This is a genomic window from Collinsella sp. 1033st1_E11_1033SCRN_220408, assembly GCF_039062465.1.
Taxonomy (GTDB): domain Bacteria; phylum Actinomycetota; class Coriobacteriia; order Coriobacteriales; family Atopobiaceae; genus Parolsenella.
Map to the genome: position 1 here is coordinate 1 of NZ_JBCLNF010000016.1, position 19,420 is coordinate 19,420.

Consider the following 19,420-nt stretch of genomic DNA (forward strand, 5'->3'; position numbering starts at 1 on the left):
ACCCCGGAGGAGTTCCGGAGACAGTCCCTTGCGGCGTAGTTCTTATTTATGCCGTCCAAGTTTTGGGGTGCAGTTCAGTGCTGGCCGGCGGGGCTTCTTTTGTGCGAGATTCGCTTGGCAAGTTCTCTTCCCGCTGCTTTTCGCGCGCATGCGGTATCATCGTCCACATGACTACTACAGACACATCCCACATCAGGAACTTCTCCATCGTCGCTCACATCGACCATGGCAAGTCCACCATCTCGGACCGTATCCTCGAGCTCACTCGTACGGTTGAGGAGCGCGACATGGAGTCGCAGCTTCTCGACACGATGGATATCGAGCGCGAGCGCGGTATCACGATCAAGAGCAACGCCGTTCGCGTGATGTATGACGCGGATGATGGCGAGACCTACCAGTTCAACCTCATCGACACCCCTGGTCACGTGGACTTCACCTATGAGGTCTCGCGATCTCTCGCCGCGTGCGAAGGCGCCGTCCTCGTCGTCGACTCCACCCAGGGCGTCGAGGCGCAGACGGTCTCTAACGCCAGCCTCGCCATGAACGCCAACCTCGATATCGTTCCCGCGATCAACAAGATCGACCTCCCGAGCGCCCATCCGGAGGAGGTCAAGGAGGAGATTGAGGATGAACTCGCCATTCCTGCCGATGACGCCGTTTGCGTATCTGGCAAGACGGGTGAGGGCATCCATGATCTTCTCGAGTCGATTGTCTTCCTAATCTCTCCTCCCAAGGGAGACTACAACGCTCCGCTTAAGGCGCTGATTCTCGACTCCTACTTTGACGAGTACCGTGGCGTTGTTGCCACCGTGCGCGTGTTCGACGGCCACATCGCAAAGGGCGACGACCTCCTCATGATGCAGGGCGGAGAGCGCTTCTTGGCTGATGGCGTGGGCGTCAAGCGTCCCGCTGAGACCCTCGTCGGCGAGCTCGGCGTGGGTGAGGTCGGCTTCGTCGTCACGGGTCTGAAGGATCCCGAGGCCGTGCGCGTTGGCGACACCATCACGCTTGCCGAGAGGCCCTGCGACGCCCCCATGCCTGGCTATCGCGAGGCGAAGCCCATGGTCTACACCGGACTCTTCCCGGTGGACAACAAAGAGTACGAGAACCTTCGCGACGCCCTCGAGAAGCTCCACGTCAACGATCCGTCACTCGTCTGGACGCCCGAGACCTCTGTGGCCCTTGGCTTTGGCTTCCGCGTTGGCTTCCTCGGTCTCCTTCATATGGAGGTTGTCAAGGAGCGTCTCGAGCGAGAGTTCAACCTCGACCTCATCGCGACGAGCCCCTCGGTCGACTATCACGTGTACAAGACTGACGGCGAGATGGTGGGCGTCCGCAGCCCCCAGGACCTCCCTGACGTCACCTGCATTGATCACATCGAGGAACCTTACCTCAAGGCGAAGATCATCTGCCCGCCTGAGTTCACGGGCGCGGTCATGCAGCTTGCCATCGAGCACCGCGGCGTCACGACGAACATGGTCCATCTCACGCAGAAGTCCGTCGAGATGCAGTTCGACATGCCTCTCGCGGAGCTCATCCTCGACTTCTTCGACCAGCTCAAGAGTCGCACGAAGGGCTATGCCTCGCTTGACTACGAGTTCTCCGAGTATCGCCCGAGCGACCTCGTGAAGCTCGACATCCTGCTGTCCGGCGACGAGGTCGACGCACTGTCGTTCATTGTCCACAAGGACAAGGCCTATACGCTCGCTCGCGGTCTCTGCGACAAGCTTAAGGAGATCATCCCGCGCCAGCAGTTCGAGGTGCCTATCCAGGGTGCTATCGGCAACAAGATCATCGCGCGTTCCACCGTCAAGGCAATGCGCAAGGACGTCCTCGCCAAGTGCTACGGCGGTGACATCTCGCGTAAGCGCAAGCTTCTCGAGAAGCAGAAGGAGGGCAAGAAGCGCATGAAGGCCATCGGCTCGGTCGACGTGCCGCAGGAGGCCTTCATGGCGATCCTCAAGGTGGACGAATAGTGGCACGTTCTTCAGTTCGCACGGACGAGCAGCGCGCGCTCGCGATGAGCGATGCCGCTGCTCGCGTCATGGAGGAGGACGCCGCTTCCGCAGGCCTGTCTTGGCCGCCCGCTCCTTTTGCCGGCAGCGAGGCCGGTTCCCTTGCGGACCGGCTTTCCGCCAACCCGTTTCTCATGGCTCCCATGGCGAGCGTCACGGATTCTGCCTATAGGGTCATGGCGCGTGCAGGCGGTGCCGCCATTGCGTACACCGAGATGGTCTCCGTGACGGGTATCCACTATAAGAGCGAGAAGACCTGGCAGCTCGTCGAGCCCAACCAGGCCGAGCCGGATCTTGCCGTGCAGCTCTTCGGCGCTGATCCGGAGCACTTCCGCGAGGCGGCGCCCCAGGTTGCCGAGCGCGTTGGCGATCGTCTTGCGCTCGTTGACGTGAACATGGCCTGCCCCGTCCCCAAGGTGACCAAGGGGGGAGCTGGCTCTGCGCTTCTCGATGAGCCCGAGCTCGCCGCAAAGATCGTTCGCACGCTTGTCGATTCTCTCGACGTTCCGGTTACCGTCAAGATCCGCGTTGGTCGCACGCCCGGCAAGATCGTGGGCGCGGACTTCGCTCGCGCCATGGAGGCGGCTGGCGCGTCCGCCATTGCGGTCCACGGGCGCGTGGCGTCCCAGATGTATCGCGGCGAGTCAGATCCCGCCGCGATAGCGGAGGTCGTTAAGGCGGTGAGCGTACCTGTTATCGCTTCTGGCGACGCGTTAGACGCTGCTCGCGCCGTCCGCCTGCTATCTGATACGGGCGCCGCTGCCTGCTTCGTGGCGCGCGGAAGCTATGGCGACCCTTGGATCTTCGGTAACGCACGCCGTGTGCTTGCGGGGGAGTGCGAGACCGAGGTCACGCCCAAGATGCGACTCGCCGCCTTCAGGCTTCATGTCCGGTTACTCGTCGCGACGGGTGCGCATATGGCCCGCGCTCGTAGCCTGGCCGGATGGTATCTCCGCGGCGTTCCTGAGGCCGCGGCGTGGCGCGAGAGGGCGATGCACTGCCGTGACGTCGCGGACTACCTTGCCCTCGCCGACGAGCTCGAGGCAACGCTGTGACGCCACGTCTCTCTGCCGGCGTCGGCGCGCTCTATCTCCATGTTCCCTTCTGCGTGAGGCGCTGTCGCTATTGTGACTTCGCGACGGCGTCGACCCGTCATGATGACCCGCTTATGGCGGCCTATGCGTCCTCGCTTGAGAACCTGATCGAGGAGGCTCGCGAGCTCGGGCTCCTTGCGGAGTGCCAGACCGCCTACCTGGGCGGTGGCACGCCGACGATGCTTGGTGCCAAGAGCCTCTCTTCGCTCGTTTCGGCCGTTCGCTCGGCTTTGCCCGTCCGCGAGCTGAGCTTTGAGGCGAACCCCGAGTCTTTGACTGACGAGGTCCTCGGCACTGCTGTCGCCTCCGGGGCGACGCGCGTCTCTATCGGAGTCCAGAGCTTTGATGACCGTGAGCTTCGGGGCCTTGGTCGCGTGCATACGGCCGAGCTCGCGTCTGAACGCGTTGCCGCAGCCGTGGCTTCGGGTCTCGACGTGTCCCTCGACCTTATGTGCGGAATTCCCTTCCAGACTCCGGAGTCCTGGCACAAGTCCCTCGCGCAGGCGGTCGAGCTTGGCGTCGGGCATGTGAGCTGCTACCCGCTCATGATCGAAGCCGGCACGCCACTCGAGCGAATGTGTGAGGCCGGCGAGGTTCCCTGGCCCTCGGACGATACCGAGGCAGATGATATGGAGGCGGCGCTCGACGTCCTCGAGTCCGCTGGATATTCGCGATATGAGGTTGCGAGTTACGCCCAGCCCGGGAAGCGTTGCCAGCACAACATCGCCTATTGGACGGGCGTCCCGTACCTTGGCCTCGGAGTCTCCGCGGCTAGCATGCTGAGCCTGCCCGAATACGAAGCCCTTCGAGCTGTGGTGTCCTCCCTTCCGGCTCCTTCGGACGTCGCCTGGCGCTTCAGGCTCACGTCGTCGGATGACGTTCGCGCATACGCGCGGGTGCGTTCCCTTGCCGAGCTTAGCTTTGAAGTCGAGCAGATGACCGAGACCGAGGCCATGGCCGAGGACCTCATGCTAGCCGCGAGGATGACTGACGGAATCCCCACCGCGCTTCAGGCGCGCGCCCGTCATGTTCTCGGAGAAAACCGTGTGCGGGAGTGCTTTTCCGCCCTTATCGGCAACGGCTTTCTCGTAGCGGCCGACTGTGGCTCGCTCGTTCCGACCAATAAGGGTTGGTTGCTCGGCAACGAGCTATATGGCCCCCTTTGGAACCTTGCGAGTGAAGACTAGGCGCCGGTCTCCGTCTCTCTAGCATTGAGGACTATAACTGCGGTTCACGCTATCCGATATGAGTAAACACGTGAACAGCCTGGGACAATATAAACGGCTATTCTGATTAAGTTGTCAAAAGCTGTCGGTATTCCGGCACCGAATTGGGAGATAGCCTTGCTTTCCTGGATCACAGACATCTTCATGGCCGTCATGCGTCCGTGTTATGACCTGACGCAAAACTGGTGGCTTACCATCCTCCTCTTCACGCTCATCGTGAAGGTGGTGCTCATGCCGCTGTCGCTGTGGTGCCAGTGGAACTCCATCATCATGGTGCGCATGATGCCCGCTCTCAACCGCGTCAAGGTCAAGTACTTCGGCGATCAGGAGCAGATTGGCGAGCGCCAGAGCGAACTCAACCACGAGTATCACTACCATCCGCTGCTCTCGCTCATTCCTCTTGCCGTTCAGGTCATCATTCTGTTCGGCCTCGTGGACGTCATCCACGCTATCACGGATTCGGGTGCCGCCGGTACCGAGTTCCTCGGCCTCGTTCCCATGGAAGACGGCGGGACTTCCTGGATCATGCCCATCCTCGCGACGCTTTCCGCCGTCGTCATGGGCGTGGCCTCCAATCACATCAACCCGCTCCAGCGCGAGCAGTCCACCGCCGAGAAGAACTCGACCAATGGCCTGTCCATAGCGCTCTCGTTCTTCTTGGGCATTTACGTCGCTGCGGGCATGGCCTTCTACTGGGTGTGCTCCAATCTGCTTTCCGTCGTGGTCCAGGCCGCGTGCAACCTCATCATCCGTCCGGCGAAGTACGTCGACTACGAGGATCTCGCCGCCTCCAAGGCCGAGCTTGCGGAGCTCAACAACCTATCCAAGAAGAAGGGTCCCTGGTGGAAGCCCGATCCGCTCGCCAAGCGCGAGAAGGCGGATTACAAGCGATTCTTCTCTATCGTGGGCAAGCACGTCGTCTTTTACTCCGAGCGTAGTGGCTTCTGGCGTTACTTCCAAGGTGCCATCGAGTGGCTTCTCGCGAACTCTGATGTCTGCATCCACTACGTCACCGGAGACCCGGACGATCAGGTCTTCGAGTACGCGAAGAGCCATCCGCGCGTTCTCCCGTATTACATCGGCGAGAAGCGCCTCATCACCCTCATGATGAAGATGGACGCGGACGTCGTGGTCATGACGCTCGAGGACCTCGATAACTTCTACATCAAGCGCTCCTACGTGAAGAAGGATGCCTTCTACGCGTTTATGTTCCACCATATGACCTCGACGATCCTCACTGCTCGACGCGAGGCATATGACAACTACGACGCACTCCTTTGTGTGGGCCCGCATCAGCGTGACGAGGTTCGTGCCGCGGAGAAGCTCCGCAACCTGCCCGCCAAGGAGCTTCCTGAGGTCGGCTATGACCTACTTGACCGACAGATTGCCGCCTATCAGGCACGTGACCACGAGGCGAAGTCTCGTCCGAGTATCCTCATCGCTCCGTCTTGGCAGGAGGATAATATCCTCGACCTCTGTGCCGATGACGTCATTCGCCCGCTGCTTGGTCGCGGTTGGCGCGTCGTGGTTCGCCCTCACCCCGAGTACACGAAGCGTTTCCGTGCTCGCTGGGAGGCTCTCCAGGCCCGTTATGCGGATGTCCCCGCGGAAGACCTCTACTTCGAGCAGGACTTCTCTTCCAGCGAGTCGATTCTCGAGGCTGACGTCCTCATGACTGACTGGTCAAGCGTCTTCTGTGAGTTCTCGCTCGTGACGCTGAAGCCCAGCGTGTTCATTGACACCCCCATGAAGGTGAGCAACCCGGATTGGCAGGAGCTCGGCATCGAGCCGACGGACATCTCGCTGCGTAACGAGGTTGGTCGCTCTGCCTCCCCGGATGACCTCTCGAAGCTGCCCGACATCATTGCGGAGATGATTGCCAATCCCGAGGCCTGGCATGACCGCATCGAGGAGGTTCGCTCCCGTATGATCTTCAACCTCGGCCATGGCGGCGAGGCAGCCGGCCGTTACCTGCTCGACAAGATTCTCGAGAAGCAGAATGCTCGTGCCGGCAAGGATGTTGAGGCCGCGAACGAGGACACCCACGAAGCCCAGGAGGAGCGAGATGAGGACCTCTAAGAGGCTTGCCGTCTTTTGCTTTGACTCTCTCTTCTTCGCCTTTGGGGCGGGACTGCTTTTTGCTTCGCTTGCGACTCCCGCGTATGCCTATGTGGACCCGAGCGTCATGACCTATACGATCCAGGCGCTTGCTGGTGTCGCCGTCGCGCTATCTGCTGTGATTGGCGTTGCCTGGAGGCGTCTGCGTCGTGTCGTCCTGAGGATGCTCAAGGTCGACGAGAATGCCGGGAAGACCGTCGAGACACGCGTAAGCGAGGTCGATGCGGTAGCTCACCCCGATCAGTCAACCTCCGAGCCTGCTACGCTTAAGAAGCCGACCGGCGGTGCCTATCAGGGGGGGGCACCCCTCGCATGGCCCAAGCGCTTTGGCGTCGCGCTTCTCGCTATGGCGTTCTTCATGTTCACGCTCTTCGTCGCCCCCTCCTTCGAGCTCGTCGACGGCAACACGGACAGCCTCTTCTTCACGATCCGCGACGTGTGGACCCTGCTCGTGGGGTCGGCCTTCGTCATCGGGAGCGTCATCGCCCTCGCGATCTCTTGCGCGCGCGGTAAGGCCTATGACGTGCTCGTCGCCATCGTGTTCGCGCTTGGCGTCGCGGGTTTCGTACAGGCGCTCCTCCTGAACGGCGGCATGCCGGTGGCGGACGGCCGCGAGGTCGCCTGGGCGAGCTTCTCGTCGAAGATGATTATCGGCGTCATCGTCTGGGCCGCCCTCGTCGCCGTAGCTGTTGCGGTCATCGTGAGGGCCCCGGCGCTCGGCCGCCTCTCGCTCGCCTCCGTCGCCGTCGTCCTCATCCTGGTCCAGGGCATCTCCATCGCCCGTCCCATCAAGCACGCGGTCTTCGGCACGCCCTCGGACTACATGGTCACGAAGGCTGGCCTTTTCGAGGTCTCCGGCAAGAGCAACGTCGTGGTCTTTTGCATCGACACCGTCGACACGCAGGAGTTCGACTGCGTTCTCGAGCAGTATCCCGACACCCTCGAGGGCTATGAGGGCTTCACCTACTTCAGGAACTCCGTCGGTTCCATGATCCCCACGGCCTATGGCGTCCCCTTCCTCGTCTCTGGCCAGATGCTCCAAGGCGGCGAGGACTACCAGCACTACATCGACACGCGATTCACGCGCAGCAGTTTCGTCTCGGACATGCGTGCGCAGAATTACTCGGTGTCGCTCTATGCCGATTGCCTCTACAGCGACAAGCAGATCGTCGGCGATCAAACGGTCAACATCAAGTCTTCGAGCGACAGAAGGGTTGACGCCCTCGGTACGGTCTCAATCCTTTACAAGGTTGCCCTCTATCGCAACGCGCCATGGGTCGCGAAGCCCGCATTCTGGTATTACACGGACGACATGAACCGGGCGGTTCTTGGTGGCTCGGCCTCCGGGACGGGTCCCGAGAGCGATGCGTCCTCTCCGTACGTTCTCGACGACGGCGCGTACTACCGCGAGCTTTGCGAGCGCGGCCTTACCGTCTCCGAGGACACGGAGTCCGACGGTGCTTTCAAGTTCATCCACCTCAACGGCGCCCACGTACCCTTCACGTACGACGAGGAGATGAACCAGCCCGAGGGCGGCACGGACATGGTCCGCCAGACCCGCGGCACCTTCACGGTCCTCCAGCGGTATTTCGACGAGCTCAAGAGGCTCGGCGCCTATGACGACACCACCATCATCGTCACCGCAGACCACGGATATTGGAACTCGGGCATCCACGGCTCTCCCGTGAACAAGCGGGCAGACGGCCTGACCAACCCCATCTCGCCCATCTGCCTGGTGAAGCCCGCCGGAGCCACCGGCTCCCTCAAGGTCTCCGAGGCCCCCGTGAGCCACATAGATTTCCAGCCGACCGTTCTTCAGGCGATGGGTGGCGACGGATCTGCCTACGGCGAGGGGACAACGTATTTCGACATCCCCGAAAACGCCGATCGCCCGCGCTATTTCGTTGACGAGATTTACGATGGCGTGCAAGAGACTCAGATGAACGAGTGGGTTATCAACGGAGATGCCCTCGACTTCTCCAACTGGTCCCTTACAGGCAAGGTGTGGATGCAGGGCGACCTGTAGAGGTCTCTCCGACGCAGATGATTCCCCGTGCTGCTAGAGGGATCAGACAGAGGAAGAAGGGCATGGCATACATTCCCTTTGCCTCCCAGAGCAGGTAGACCATGAAACCGATGAAGAAGGTGCAGGGCAGAGCGTATTCAAGGGCGCTCTGCCCCTCTTCTCTAGACCTTTTTGCGAGCCTGAACGATCCGACTGCCGCGCCAGCGTAGATAAGCGTCTGGAAACCATCCATGACGACGAGAAGAGCCCTGCATATCCAACCATGGGCGAAGCTGACGTCCCATGCATCGTAGCGGCCGTCCGGGGCATTGGTGCCTTGCGGCGCGGCATCCGGCCTCATCGTTCCGATCGAGGCGATGTAGAGCGATTGGAATGTCGGGTCGAGCCACTCGGAGGCAGCCTTTTTCGAGAAGAACCAGGCGGCGTAGGCTGGGTCTTCCGCAAAGTGGCCAAGAGAATCTCGAATCGAGTCTTCTGCATCGTGCTCCTGGGCCGCGACATCGCCCTCGTTTCTGACCTGGCTTTCGAGCGCGAATGTGCTCCACCATCCGGGCATGCCCTCTCCAAGAACTCCGTCCGGGCGGAGTCCCATCGCGATCCACATCGTCTTCGGCTGGTTGTCTGGGAACGTGACTCCCAACCTTGATTCCATTATCGATACGGGAATCGAGCCGGCGAGGTTCGACGCCAGTAGAAGTAGGGCGATTGTCGCGGGGATGCGCCACCATTGGGATTTCCTTGCCGAGTCGACGGCGAAGACGATGACAAAGCTGATCGCCACCAGGATATAGGTCGACTTTGCGATGAGCCCGACAAGGAGGAGCAATCCACCTGACACGAGTTGGGCGATTGCCTTTCCTCCGCTCGAGCACTGAGACTTCATCCATAGGAGCATCGCGAGCATGCATAGGCAGAGGCCCAATGCATTGCCGTAGGGAAACACGCAGAAGAGGAGAGGCGCCGCGAACGTGAGCGCCAAGAGCTCCACGACGAGCCGTGCGGGCTTATCCATGCCTGAGGTCCTCGCCATTTCGATTACTACGAGCGAGGTCGCGATGGTTGAGACCGCGTTGGCGAACTGGAAAGCCATGATGGCACGCGTGCCGAACAGCCTGAAGAACCCCTCCAGTATGAGCAGGATGCCAGACTGGAACGGATAGTTGGACAGATACATATCTCCCGGAAGCCTATTTGCATAGGCGTCTGCCCGGGGCAAGAACGAAGAGTTCTGGCCTCTTGCGAGCTCCTCGGCATATTGTGTGAGCTGCCTTGAGTCTGAGAACCCGTTGTAGGCGGTCGCGTTGTCCAAGATCCACCAGGCGCAAAAGGCCAGCGCAATGAGAGACAATGCGCAGATGAGCCCTCGCTCACTCACTTTGTCTGCGTGCCTGACAAGAGCCAGGCACGCAGACGCATAGGCGATGGTGACAAGGGCGCTCCCTGCGATCTCAATTGCCCATTTTGGCTGCAGGGGCGTGTTGAAGGCAACGCGCTCGCCGACGATGGCACCAAGCGGGCCCATGACGGTCATGACGAGCGAGCCCGCCGCGAGTAGCAGGCTAATCGCGCCAACAAGCACACACCCTAGCGAGAGGAACCAAGCGAAACGGCCTCTCTTTATGTTTCTCTGGTCCCTCTTGCCTTCCATGCTGATCTGCCTAGTCCCTGGTGAGCTTCCTGTGGATGCGGTGGGGCTTGGAAGCCTCTTCGCCAAGACGACGCACGCGGTCGCGCTGATAGTCGTCGAAGTTGCCCTCGAACCAGTGCCAGCGACCAGGTTCCTCGTCGGTGCCCTCCCAAGCCAAGATGTGCGTGGCAACTCGGTCGAGGAACCAACGGTCGTGCGAGGTGATGACCGAGCAACCGGGGAGGGCGAGCAGGGCCTCCTCGAGGCTCTCGAGGGTCTCGGTGTCGAGGTCGTTCGTGGGCTCGTCGAGTAGCAGGAGGTTGCCGCCCTGCTTGAGCGTGAGCGCGAGGTTCAGGCGGTTGCGCTCGCCGCCGGAGAGGACGCCGGCAGCCTTCTGCTGGTCCGGGCCCTTGAAGCCAAACGCGGAGACATAGGCGCGGGAGTTGATCTCGTCCTTGCCCACGATGATGAAATCGTTGCCGCCAGAGACGACCTCCCAGACGTTCTTATCGGCATCGATGCCGGAGCGCATCTGGTCGACATAGGAGAGCTTGACCGTCTCGCCGAGCGTGATGGAGCCGCTCGTGGCCTCTTCGGTGGCAGAGCTTGCGAGCGAGCTGTCGCCAGCGGCCACGGCGGCGCCCACGATCATCTTGAAGAGCGTGGACTTACCAACGCCGTTGGGGCCGATGACGCCGACGATGCCATTGCGCGGCAGCTCGAAGGAGAGGTCGTCGATGAGGACGCGGTCACCGAAGCTCTTGGAGAGGTGCTCCGCGACGAGGACCTTCGTGCCCAGGCGGGGGCCGGTGGGGATGCGGATGTCGGTCACGCTGACGGTACGACCGGAACGCGCCTCGGCCTCCATCTGCTCGTAGCGCTCGAGACGCGCCTTGTTCTTGGCCTGACGGGCCTTGGGGCTGCTGCGGACCCACTCGAGCTCGTTCTTGAGGCGTGTGGCGAGCTTGGCTTCCTTCTGGCCCTGGGCCTCGAGGCGAGCCGCCTTGGTCTCAAGGTAGGTGGAGTAGTTGCCCTTGTAGGGGTAGAGCTGGCCGCGGTCGACCTCGCAGATCCACTCGGCGACGTTATCGAGGAAGTAGCGATCGTGGGTGACGGCGAGGACGGCGCCAGGATAGTTCTTGAGGAACTTCTCGAGCCAAAGGACGCTCTCGGCGTCGAGGTGGTTCGTGGGCTCGTCGAGAAGGAGCAGGTCTGGGGCCTCGAGCAGCAGACGGCAGAGGGCGACGCGCCTACGCTCGCCGCCGGAAAGCACGTTTACCGGCATGTCCGGATCCGGGCACTGCAGGGCGTCCATAGCCTGGGTGAGTTGGGAGTCGAGGTCCCAACCGTTCACGGCGTCAATCTCGTCCTGGAGCTTGCCCATTTCGGTCATGAGGGCGTCGAAGTCCGCATCGGGATCGGCCATCTCGACGCTGATCTGGTTGAAGCGCTCGATCTTGGCGAGGGTGTCTCCAAAGGCGAGGCGGACGTTCTCAATGACGGTCTTGTCCTCGTCGAGCGGGGGCTCCTGCTCGAGCAGGCCCACGGTGTAGCCCGGGGTGAGGCGTGCGTCGCCGTTGGTGAGCTCGGTCCTGCCGGCCATGACCTTGAGCAGCGTGGACTTGCCCATGCCGTTGGGACCCACGACGCCGATCTTGGCGCCGGGGAAGAAGCTGAGCGTGACGTCATCGAGGATGACCTTGTCGCCGACGCTCTTGCGAGCCTCGAACATCTGATAAATGAACTCTGCCATCTGGATACCTCCTGGTAGCGGTGGCTTGGTTTCGGGTGCGGCCGCGCCGCGCTATGCCATAAACGCTTCAAGACTATCAGAAGATGCGTGCATCGTCTGTGAGCTGCCGTGATGTTTGGGTAGAATGTCGAACGTTAGTGTTTCCGGAAAATCCGGGATGGGCCTACGAGACGGGAGACCACGAGTCCATGGCCTCGATGAACGATAAAGACTACTACGCCATCCTCGGCGTCGATCATGATGCGACCGAGGAACAGATTCGTAAGGCCTTCCAGCAGAAGGCTCGCAAGCTTCACCCTGATATCAACAAGGAACCTGACGCCGAGGAGAAGTTCAAGGAGGTCTCCGAGGCCTACGCCGTGCTCTCTGACCCCGACAAGCGCCGCCGTTATGACGCCATGCAGTCTGGCAACCCGTTTGCCTCTGCCAGCGGCTATGGCTCGCCCAGCGCCCAGGGTGATCCTTTCGGTGGCATGGGCGGCTTCTGGGGCTTCCCGTTCGGCGGCGGGTTTGGCTCGCAGCGCTCGGCTCGTTCGCGCAGCCGCGCTTACAATCCCCAGGCTGGCGGCGATGTCGTTTATCAGCTTGACATCGACGACAAGCAGGCCAAGGAGGGCTGCCGCAAGGGCGTTACCTATCAGCGCTACGTCGCGTGCGAGGTCTGTCACGGCATGGGCTCCGTGCACACTGACCACGCGAGGACGTGTCCCACCTGCGGTGGCTCAGGCCACATCTCGGTGGACCTCGCGAGTCTCTTTGGCATCGGCGTCATGAACATGGTCTGTCCGGAGTGCGAGGGGTCGGGTAAGGTCGTTGCGGATCCGTGCAGCTCCTGTGGCGGTTCCGGTCGCGTCCTCTCTGCGAGCGAGGTCGTCATCGATATCCCCGCAGGCAGCCACGATGGCGACACCGTTCGCGTGAGCGGCATGGGCAACGCCGGCACGAATGGCTCCACGTCCGGCGACTTCGTCTGCCGCGTTGGCGTGCCCAGCGAGCGTCTCAGCCCCCGCGCGGCCCAGGGCTTCCAGATGATTGGCTTTGCGTTGCCGTTCATCATCCTCGGTCTCACGGTCAAGGTGCTCGTCGAGGTGGCAGCTGTGTTCTCGCTGCCCCTGTGCGGCATCGGTATCTGGCTGATCCTGAAGTCCGGCGGCTTTCTGCACCATGGTTCCCGCTGGTGGAAGAACGCTGGCAGCTATCTGGTGAATGGTGCCGTAAACGGTGCGACGGTCGCCATCTTCATGAGCTTTATGGTCTCGTGCATGAGCGGTCTTGGGACCGCGGGCTATACGGGCGCCGCGAGGCTTGGCTAGTCCTTCTTCGGCGGCGCGTGCCGCCTTCGGTTCGATCAAGTGAGTTGGGAAGCGAGTATTACGAGCGTGGAAGCTAAGATCGATTATTACGAGGTTCTCGGCGTTGACCATGACGCTGACGCGCGAGCCATCAAGCGCGCCTACATCAAGAAGGCGCGCACCCTCCACCCGGACGTAAACGACGCCCCGGATGCGGAGGAGCGCTTCAAGGAGGTCAACGAGGCGTACTCCGTCCTCTCTGACGAGCAGAAGCGCGCTAACTATGACCGCTATGGGGACCCGGACGGCCCCGCCGGCTTCGGCGGTGGCTACGCGGACGTCTCTGATATCTTCGGCGGCTTCGGCATGGATGACATCTTCTCCTCCTTCTTTGGAGGGGGAGCCTCTGCTGGTGGCGGGAGGGCGGCTCGTACCGCGGGCCGCGACATGGGCATCACGCTTCGCGTCAGCCTCGCGGACGCGGCTCGTGGTGTCACCAAGACCATCACCTACGATCGCCTCGCTCCTTGTGACGATTGCAATGGCACCGGCGCCGCGGAAGGTGGCAAGGTCACCACGTGCTCCCGCTGCCACGGAACCGGTCGCGTTGTGACCGTCCAGCGCACCATCCTCGGCCAGATGCAGACCCAGAGCGAGTGCCCGGAGTGCCATGGCACGGGCAAGGTTATCGACCACCCATGCGAGACCTGCGGCGGACAGGGCCGCACGCCCAATCACGAAACCGTAAAGATCGATGTTCCCGCTGGCGTCCATTCTGGCCAGACCCTCAAGGTCGAGGGATACGGCGAGGCCGGTATCCGTGGGGATCGTTCTGGAGACCTCGTCGTTCGCATCGAGGTCCGCGAGGATGAGCGTTTCGAGCGCCAGGGCGATGACCTCTTCTGCGTCGAGGACGTCTCCGCGCTCGAGGCCATGTGTGGCTGCACGCTCGAGGTGGAGGGTATTCTCGAGGGCGAGACCGTTGAGGTAAAGGTGCCTGCCGGCTGTCAGCATGCACAGCACATCGAGGTCGAGGGCTATGGCATGCCGCGTCAAGGCAGCTCCGCGAGGGGCAGCCTCGTTGTCGTGGTCAACATTGTCGTACCGCAGGACCTCTCGAAGGCGGACCTTGATTCTCTGCGAGCCATCGCTACTTCGCGTGGCGAGCGCGTCTCTGACAAGACGGCTTCCCATGAGGGCTTCTTCGGCAAGCGTCCGGGTCGCGCGGCGTCTGCGAAGAAGGCGTCCGGCGAAAGGCACGGCAAGTGACGCGGCTCGGCTCCTCGCGAGCTCGCGTGGTCATGTCGAACCTTGGCTGTCGAGTGAATCGCGTTGAGCTCGACGCGATTGCGCGCGAGCTTGAGGCTGCTGGCTGCGAGCTCGTCAAAGAGGACGATGCGGACGCCATTGTCATCAATACATGCGCGGTGACTGGCGAGGCTGAGGCAAAGGCTCGCAAAGCGGTTCGTCATGCCGCCGGCCTTCCGCAGGAGCCAATCGTGCTTGCCACGGGATGCGTGGCGAGCCTCTTTGCTCCCGAGCTCGAGGCTCTTGCCGCCAACGTCATCGTCGAGGCGGACAAGGCCCTTGTCGCCGGTCGAGTCCTGAGCGAGCTTGGCGTCGATTGCGCTTCGGGAGGTCTTGGCGCCATGCGCTCTCACGGCTCTTCCGTGACTCCTACGGGCCGCATGCGTCCGGGTCTCAAGATTCAGGATGGCTGCGACAACCGTTGCACCTACTGCATTGTCTGGAAGGCTCGCGGAGCGGCAAGGTCCGTCTCGCCTGACGAAGTGCTCTCGGGTGTTCGCAGCCTCATCGAAGACGGTGCTCGAGAAATCGTGCTTACGGGCATTGACCTCGGGCGTTATGAGTTCGAGGGTCTCGACCTCGCCGGTCTTCTCGTGCGCATCCTTGAAGAGACCGAGGTTGCCCGTTTGCGCCTTTCCTCTATTGAACCTGCGGGTGTCACGGACGAGCTTCTCCGCGTAATGGCGAACAGCGAGGGCAGGATCGCGCCGTTCCTCCACATCCCGCTCCAGAGCGGGTGCGACGCCACGCTGTCCCGTATGGGTAGACCCTATACGGTTGCGGAGTACGAGGAGGTCGTCGAGCGCGCTCGCACCGCGCTTCCTGGAGTTGCCGTCGCTTGCGATCTCATCGTTGCCTTTCCTGGCGAGACGGATGAGGAGTTCTCTGAAAGCCTTACCACCTGCGAGAGGATCGCTTTCTCGAAGATGCACGTGTTCCGTTACTCTCGTCGTCCGGGAACTGTGGCTGCGAGTATGGATGGTCAGGTCGATCCCGTTGTGAGTGCCGAGCGCGGACGTCTCATGCGCGAGTGCGCGGCTGCGTCTCGTCGCTCGTATGCCGAGTCGCTCGTAGGTTCTGAGCAGCTTGTTCTTGTTGAGCATGATGCTCGCGGCGTCACGGGCGGGCTTGTCGATGTGGTCGTCGACGAGGGTCACCTTGGCGAGCTTATTAGCGTCGTCCCAAGTGGGCTTACGACCGCCGGTCTTCTCGACGCCAGGTCGTGACGTATCATTAGATGATGACTACGCACAAAAAGGAGGAGCATGGAGCCGTCTCTCGTTAGACTCACCATTCCTGATTCCGTCGACATGACAGCCCTCATGGGCCCTGCGGACTCACTCCTCCGCAGGATCGAGGCCATGACGGATGCAACGATCACGGTGCGAGGCAATCAGGTCTCCGTCATGGGCGAGCCCGTCGAGGCTAATCGCGTTATCTCGATATTCTCGCAGCTAATCCAGATGGTTTCTCTGGGTGAGACACCCTCTCCCGACGAGGTTGACCTTCTCCTTACTCGGTCTCGCACGTCCGGCGAGACGGAATCGTCGTTTGCCGATGACATCCTCCTAACCTATCGCGGTCGTGCCCTCAGACCAAAGACCGCAGGGCAGCGCCGCTATATCGAGGCCGTCCGCAGGAACACGCTTACGTTCGCTCTCGGTCCCGCTGGCACGGGCAAGACCTACCTCGCCATGGCCATGGCCGTGGCGGCGCTCAAGCGTCGTGAGGTTGGCCGTATCGTGCTCTGCCGTCCCGTCGTTGAGGCGGGAGAATCCCTTGGTTATCTCCCGGGAACCCTCCAGGAGAAGCTCGACCCCTACGTTCGCCCGCTCTATGACGCGCTCTTCGACATGACGGACATGGAAAAGGGGAACGCCCTCATCGAGCAGGGAGTTATTGAGATTGCTCCGCTCGCCTACATGCGCGGCCGCACGCTTAATGATGCCTTCGTCATTCTTGACGAGGCTCAGAATACGACGCCCGAGCAGATGAAGATGTTCCTTACGCGCATGGGCTTTCGCAGCAAGTTCGTCGTTACCGGCGATGCGTCTCAACGTGACCTTAACGGACCTAGCGGCCTTACGAGTGCGCGTCGCGCCCTCGAAGGTGTGGAGGACATAGCGTTCTTTGACCTTGGCCGCGCGGATATCGTGCGCCACGCTCTCGTCGCTCGTATCGTTGAGGCGTATGAGGCCGCCGAGGCACGTTCGTCTCGTTCGCAGGGAGGACTTGCATGAGCGTCGACATTGCTCTGTTCGTGGAGGACGGCAGCGAGCTTGCCATTTCGAGCGTAGAGCTCGAGCGAGTCTTCAACCTCGTGCTCGATGAGGAGGGGGTCGATCGGCCTTGCTCCGTCTCCGTGAGCGTCGTGGGCGAGGAATCGATGCAGGAGCTCAACGCAGAGTGGCGTGGCGTTGAGTCGCCGACCGACGTCATCTCGCTCGAGTGCGAACGCCCGGATGACCCGGACCTTGTTCCGGGAGAGCCCTGCGAGCTTGGCGATATCGCCATGGCCCCCGCCGTCCTTGCAGCTCAGTCTGTGAAGTTTGGCACTTCGGCTGAGGACGAGACGCGTCTCATGGCGATTCATTCGCTCCTTCACCTTCTCGGCTATGACCACATCGAAGAGGGGGACGCTCGCGTTATGGAAGCTCGCGAGGACGAGCTCCTTGCTCTTGCGTGCGGGCGCGACCTCGGTCACGTCGCGACCACGCGCCATGCGGACGACACCCCGCTCCCTTCGTCACCAAAGAATTCGGAGGGCTAGCATGATTCCGGGGTCAAAGCGCAACCACCCTACCTTCTGGCGAAGCTTTGGCTTTGCCCTCCAGGGCTTTCGTTTTGCTGTCACGAGCGAGCGCAACATAAAGGTCATGCTGGGCGGCTTCGCGTTTGCCGTCGTATGCGGCCTGTTTTTGGAGATTGACCCCGTACGGTGGGGCGTCATTCTTTTATGTTGCGGAGCCGTGCTGTGCGCCGAGCTGCTCAACACCGCCATTGAGACCATCGTTGACCTCGTGAGTCCCGAGTACCATCCGCTTGCCGGGCGCGCGAAGGATATCGCCGCTGCCGCGGTTTGGATTTTATGCCTGTTTGTCGGTATTGCGGGGCTTGTCGTTCTTGGGTCCGCCGCAATCGAGAAGTTCTTCTAGAGAGTGATTCCCATGTCTGAGAACAAACCATTCCGTAGTGGCTTCGTCGCCCTCGTCGGTCGCCCCAACGCTGGCAAGTCCACGCTGCTCAATGCTTGCATGGGCGAGAGGCTCGCCATCACCAGCCCCGTCGCGCAGACCACGCGCAAGCGTCTTCGCGCCGTTGTCAACACGCCTGATAGCCAGATCGTGATAGTGGATACCCCGGGCCTCCACAAACCGAAGGATGCCCTTGGTAAGGAGCTGAACCGCGCGGCGCTCGGCGAGCTTTCCGACGTAGACGTCGTCGCGATGCTTGTTGACAGCACCAAGCCCGTCGGCACTGGCGACGAGTGGGTTGGCGCGCATGTCGAACATGCCCGAGCGCCTAAGATCCTCGTTCTCACCAAGGCCGATCTCACCAAGCCCGACCAGATGGCGGCTCAGCTGGAGGCTGCCGAGAAGCTCGCACATTTCGATGACGTCATCGTGACGAGTGCCACGGAGGGCTTTAACGTTGACGCATTCCTCCGCCTCGTGAGCGACAAGCTGCCCGAAGGGCCGAAGTGGTTCCCGGAGGGCATGGATTCGGACGCCACGGAGGAGGACCTCGTCAGCGAGTTTATTCGCGAGAAGGTCCTGCTTAACTGCCGGGATGAGGTGCCGCACTCCGTTGCCGTCGTTTGCAACGACATCGTTTGGAAGAAGGATGGGCACGCGAGCGTCTCAGCCACGATCCTTGTCGAGCGCGATGGGCAGAAGGGCATCATCGTCGGCAAGGGTGGCTCGATGATCAAGAAGATCGGCATGACCGCCCGTCCCGACATCGAGCGCCTGCTCGGCGGCAAGGTGTTCCTCGAGCTCCGCGTACAGGTGCGGCCGCAGTGGCGCCGCGATCAGAACGAGATTCGCCGCCTAGGCTATGAGGCGGCGGAATAGCGTGCCAAGAGGTCGATCCAGGCACACCTCCGCCATAGTTATCGACAGGACCAAGTTGGGGGAGAGCGATCTTATCCTCACTCTTCTCGAACACGACGGTTCCCAGGGGCGCGCGGTTGCGAAGGGCGCGCGCAAGCCCGGGGGCAAGCTCGCGGCGCGAGTCCAGCTGTTCTGTGAGCTTGATTTGCTTCTTGCGCAGGGTCGCAACCTCGATGTTGTGGCCGAGGCGCAGCTTACGAATCCGCATCAAGCCCTTCGCGGCGATCTTGAGCGCGTGAGCGCGGCGAGCGTCGTGTGCGAGGTCGCCAAGCTCACGAGCTTTCCCGACGCTCATGATCCGTTCTTGACCCCCATTTGCTCTCGAGCCCTACTTGCGTGTGAACAAGCCGCCGATCAAGCGCATCTCGACCTCGTTGTAGGGGCCTATGCGCTCAAGGTGCTCTCTCACCAGGGCTGGAGGCCGGTTCTTGACGAGTGCGTTGCTTGTGGTGACGCCGCGGTGACTCGATTCTCTTGCGTCGCGGGTGGGGCGCTCTGCGAGAACTGCGCGCGCAGTATCGAGGGGGCGGAGCCGGTGGATGCTGCCACTCTTGGCTGGCTTGCGGCCCTCGTGGGCAGCACGTTCGATCAGTTGCTCGAGGTGCCTGTCGACGTGCAGACTTCCTCCCTGTTGCTCGCCATTTGCCATAGATGGGCGGCGACGCACCTCGAGTCCCGTTTGAGGGCGTTCGAGTTTATGCTCTCCGTCTAGTCGTTTGTTTGACGATCTGCTCTCGCTCTTGGGCGCACGTTACTGATTCGACAGAGTTATCTAGCTGTTATGTGCCAATAGGTTGTTTACACCCCGATAGTGACAAATAGGGAGGCCTCCCGCATGCTGTGGGTTGT

At 61.6% G+C, this 19,420-nt stretch carries 15 protein-coding genes; 13 read left to right on the forward strand and 2 right to left on the reverse strand.

Annotation, left to right across the window (positions count from 1 at the left end; genetic code table 11):
* Nucleotides 1-167 precede the first annotated feature (167 nt).
* From lepA to ABCN07_RS07675, 5 genes are all read left to right on the forward strand, one after another.
* Complete coding sequence (gene lepA / locus ABCN07_RS07655) at nt 168-1,976, forward strand: translation elongation factor 4 (RefSeq protein ID WP_293846401.1); 1,809 nt, start codon at nt 168-170, stop codon at nt 1,974-1,976.
* On the forward strand, nt 1,976-3,070 hold the full coding sequence (locus ABCN07_RS07660; RefSeq protein ID WP_343006115.1) for a tRNA-dihydrouridine synthase: 1,095 nt from the start codon (nt 1,976-1,978) through the stop codon (nt 3,068-3,070). Before lepA ends, ABCN07_RS07660 begins: the two co-directional genes overlap by 1 nt.
* On the forward strand, nt 3,067-4,296 hold the full coding sequence (gene hemW / locus ABCN07_RS07665; RefSeq protein ID WP_343006116.1) for a radical SAM family heme chaperone HemW: 1,230 nt from the start codon (nt 3,067-3,069) through the stop codon (nt 4,294-4,296). Before ABCN07_RS07660 ends, hemW begins: the two co-directional genes overlap by 4 nt.
* Before the next feature lie 156 nt (nt 4,297-4,452).
* On the forward strand, nt 4,453-6,414 hold the full coding sequence (locus tag ABCN07_RS07670) for a YidC/Oxa1 family membrane protein insertase (RefSeq protein WP_343006117.1): 1,962 nt from the start codon (nt 4,453-4,455) through the stop codon (nt 6,412-6,414).
* On the forward strand, nt 6,401-8,479 hold the full coding sequence (locus ABCN07_RS07675) for a sulfatase-like hydrolase/transferase (RefSeq protein ID WP_343006118.1): 2,079 nt from the start codon (nt 6,401-6,403) through the stop codon (nt 8,477-8,479). The genes ABCN07_RS07670 and ABCN07_RS07675 overlap by 14 nt, the downstream gene beginning before the upstream one ends.
* Here the strand turns inward: ABCN07_RS07675 and ABCN07_RS07680 are convergent.
* Entirely contained in the window at nt 8,445-10,127 is a 1,683-nt protein-coding gene (locus tag ABCN07_RS07680; RefSeq protein ID WP_343006119.1) for a hypothetical protein, read from the reverse strand. The two genes, ABCN07_RS07675 and ABCN07_RS07680, sit on opposite strands and share 35 nt — an antisense overlap.
* Before the next feature lie 10 nt (nt 10,128-10,137).
* Nucleotides 10,138-11,859 (reverse strand): energy-dependent translational throttle protein EttA, encoded by a 1,722-nt coding sequence (gene ettA, locus ABCN07_RS07685; RefSeq protein WP_343006120.1) that lies wholly within the window; start codon nt 11,857-11,859, stop codon nt 10,138-10,140.
* 188 nt (nt 11,860-12,047) lie between these two features.
* Here ettA and ABCN07_RS07690 point away from each other — a divergent pair, with 188 nt between their 5' ends.
* The 8 genes from ABCN07_RS07690 (at nt 12,048) to recO (ending at nt 19,283) form a co-directional block, all read left to right on the forward strand.
* Nucleotides 12,048-13,172 carry a DnaJ domain-containing protein gene (locus ABCN07_RS07690; protein WP_343006126.1) on the forward strand — a complete coding sequence of 375 codons (1,125 nt, stop codon included), beginning with the start codon at nt 12,048-12,050 and terminating at the stop codon, nt 13,170-13,172.
* Between the two features lie 66 nt (nt 13,173-13,238).
* Nucleotides 13,239-14,420: a molecular chaperone DnaJ gene (gene dnaJ / locus ABCN07_RS07695; protein WP_343006121.1), complete on the forward strand. Its 1,182-nt coding sequence runs from the start codon at nt 13,239-13,241 to the stop codon at nt 14,418-14,420.
* Nucleotides 14,421-14,452: 32 nt separating this feature from the next.
* Nucleotides 14,453-15,685 carry a MiaB/RimO family radical SAM methylthiotransferase gene (locus ABCN07_RS07700; protein ID WP_343006127.1) on the forward strand — a complete coding sequence of 411 codons (1,233 nt, stop codon included), beginning with the start codon at nt 14,453-14,455 and terminating at the stop codon, nt 15,683-15,685.
* A 39-nt stretch (nt 15,686-15,724) separates the two neighbouring features.
* Nucleotides 15,725-16,699 carry a PhoH family protein gene (locus ABCN07_RS07705; protein WP_343006122.1) on the forward strand — a complete coding sequence of 325 codons (975 nt, stop codon included), beginning with the start codon at nt 15,725-15,727 and terminating at the stop codon, nt 16,697-16,699.
* Nucleotides 16,696-17,229 (forward strand): rRNA maturation RNase YbeY, encoded by a 534-nt coding sequence (gene ybeY / locus ABCN07_RS07710; RefSeq protein WP_343006123.1) that lies wholly within the window; start codon nt 16,696-16,698, stop codon nt 17,227-17,229. Before ABCN07_RS07705 ends, ybeY begins: the two co-directional genes overlap by 4 nt.
* A gap of 1 nt (nt 17,230) precedes the next feature.
* Complete coding sequence (locus tag ABCN07_RS07715; protein ID WP_293834555.1) at nt 17,231-17,614, forward strand: diacylglycerol kinase family protein; 384 nt, start codon at nt 17,231-17,233, stop codon at nt 17,612-17,614.
* A gap of 12 nt (nt 17,615-17,626) precedes the next feature.
* Entirely contained in the window at nt 17,627-18,532 is a 906-nt protein-coding gene (era, locus tag ABCN07_RS07720; protein ID WP_343006124.1) for a GTPase Era, read from the forward strand.
* The gene (gene recO, locus ABCN07_RS07725) at nt 18,516-19,283 is read left to right on the forward strand and encodes a DNA repair protein RecO (protein WP_343006125.1); all 768 of its coding nucleotides are present in this window, start codon (nt 18,516-18,518) and stop codon (nt 19,281-19,283) included. The genes era and recO overlap by 17 nt, the downstream gene beginning before the upstream one ends.
* The last annotated feature ends 137 nt before the right edge of the window (nt 19,284-19,420 follow it).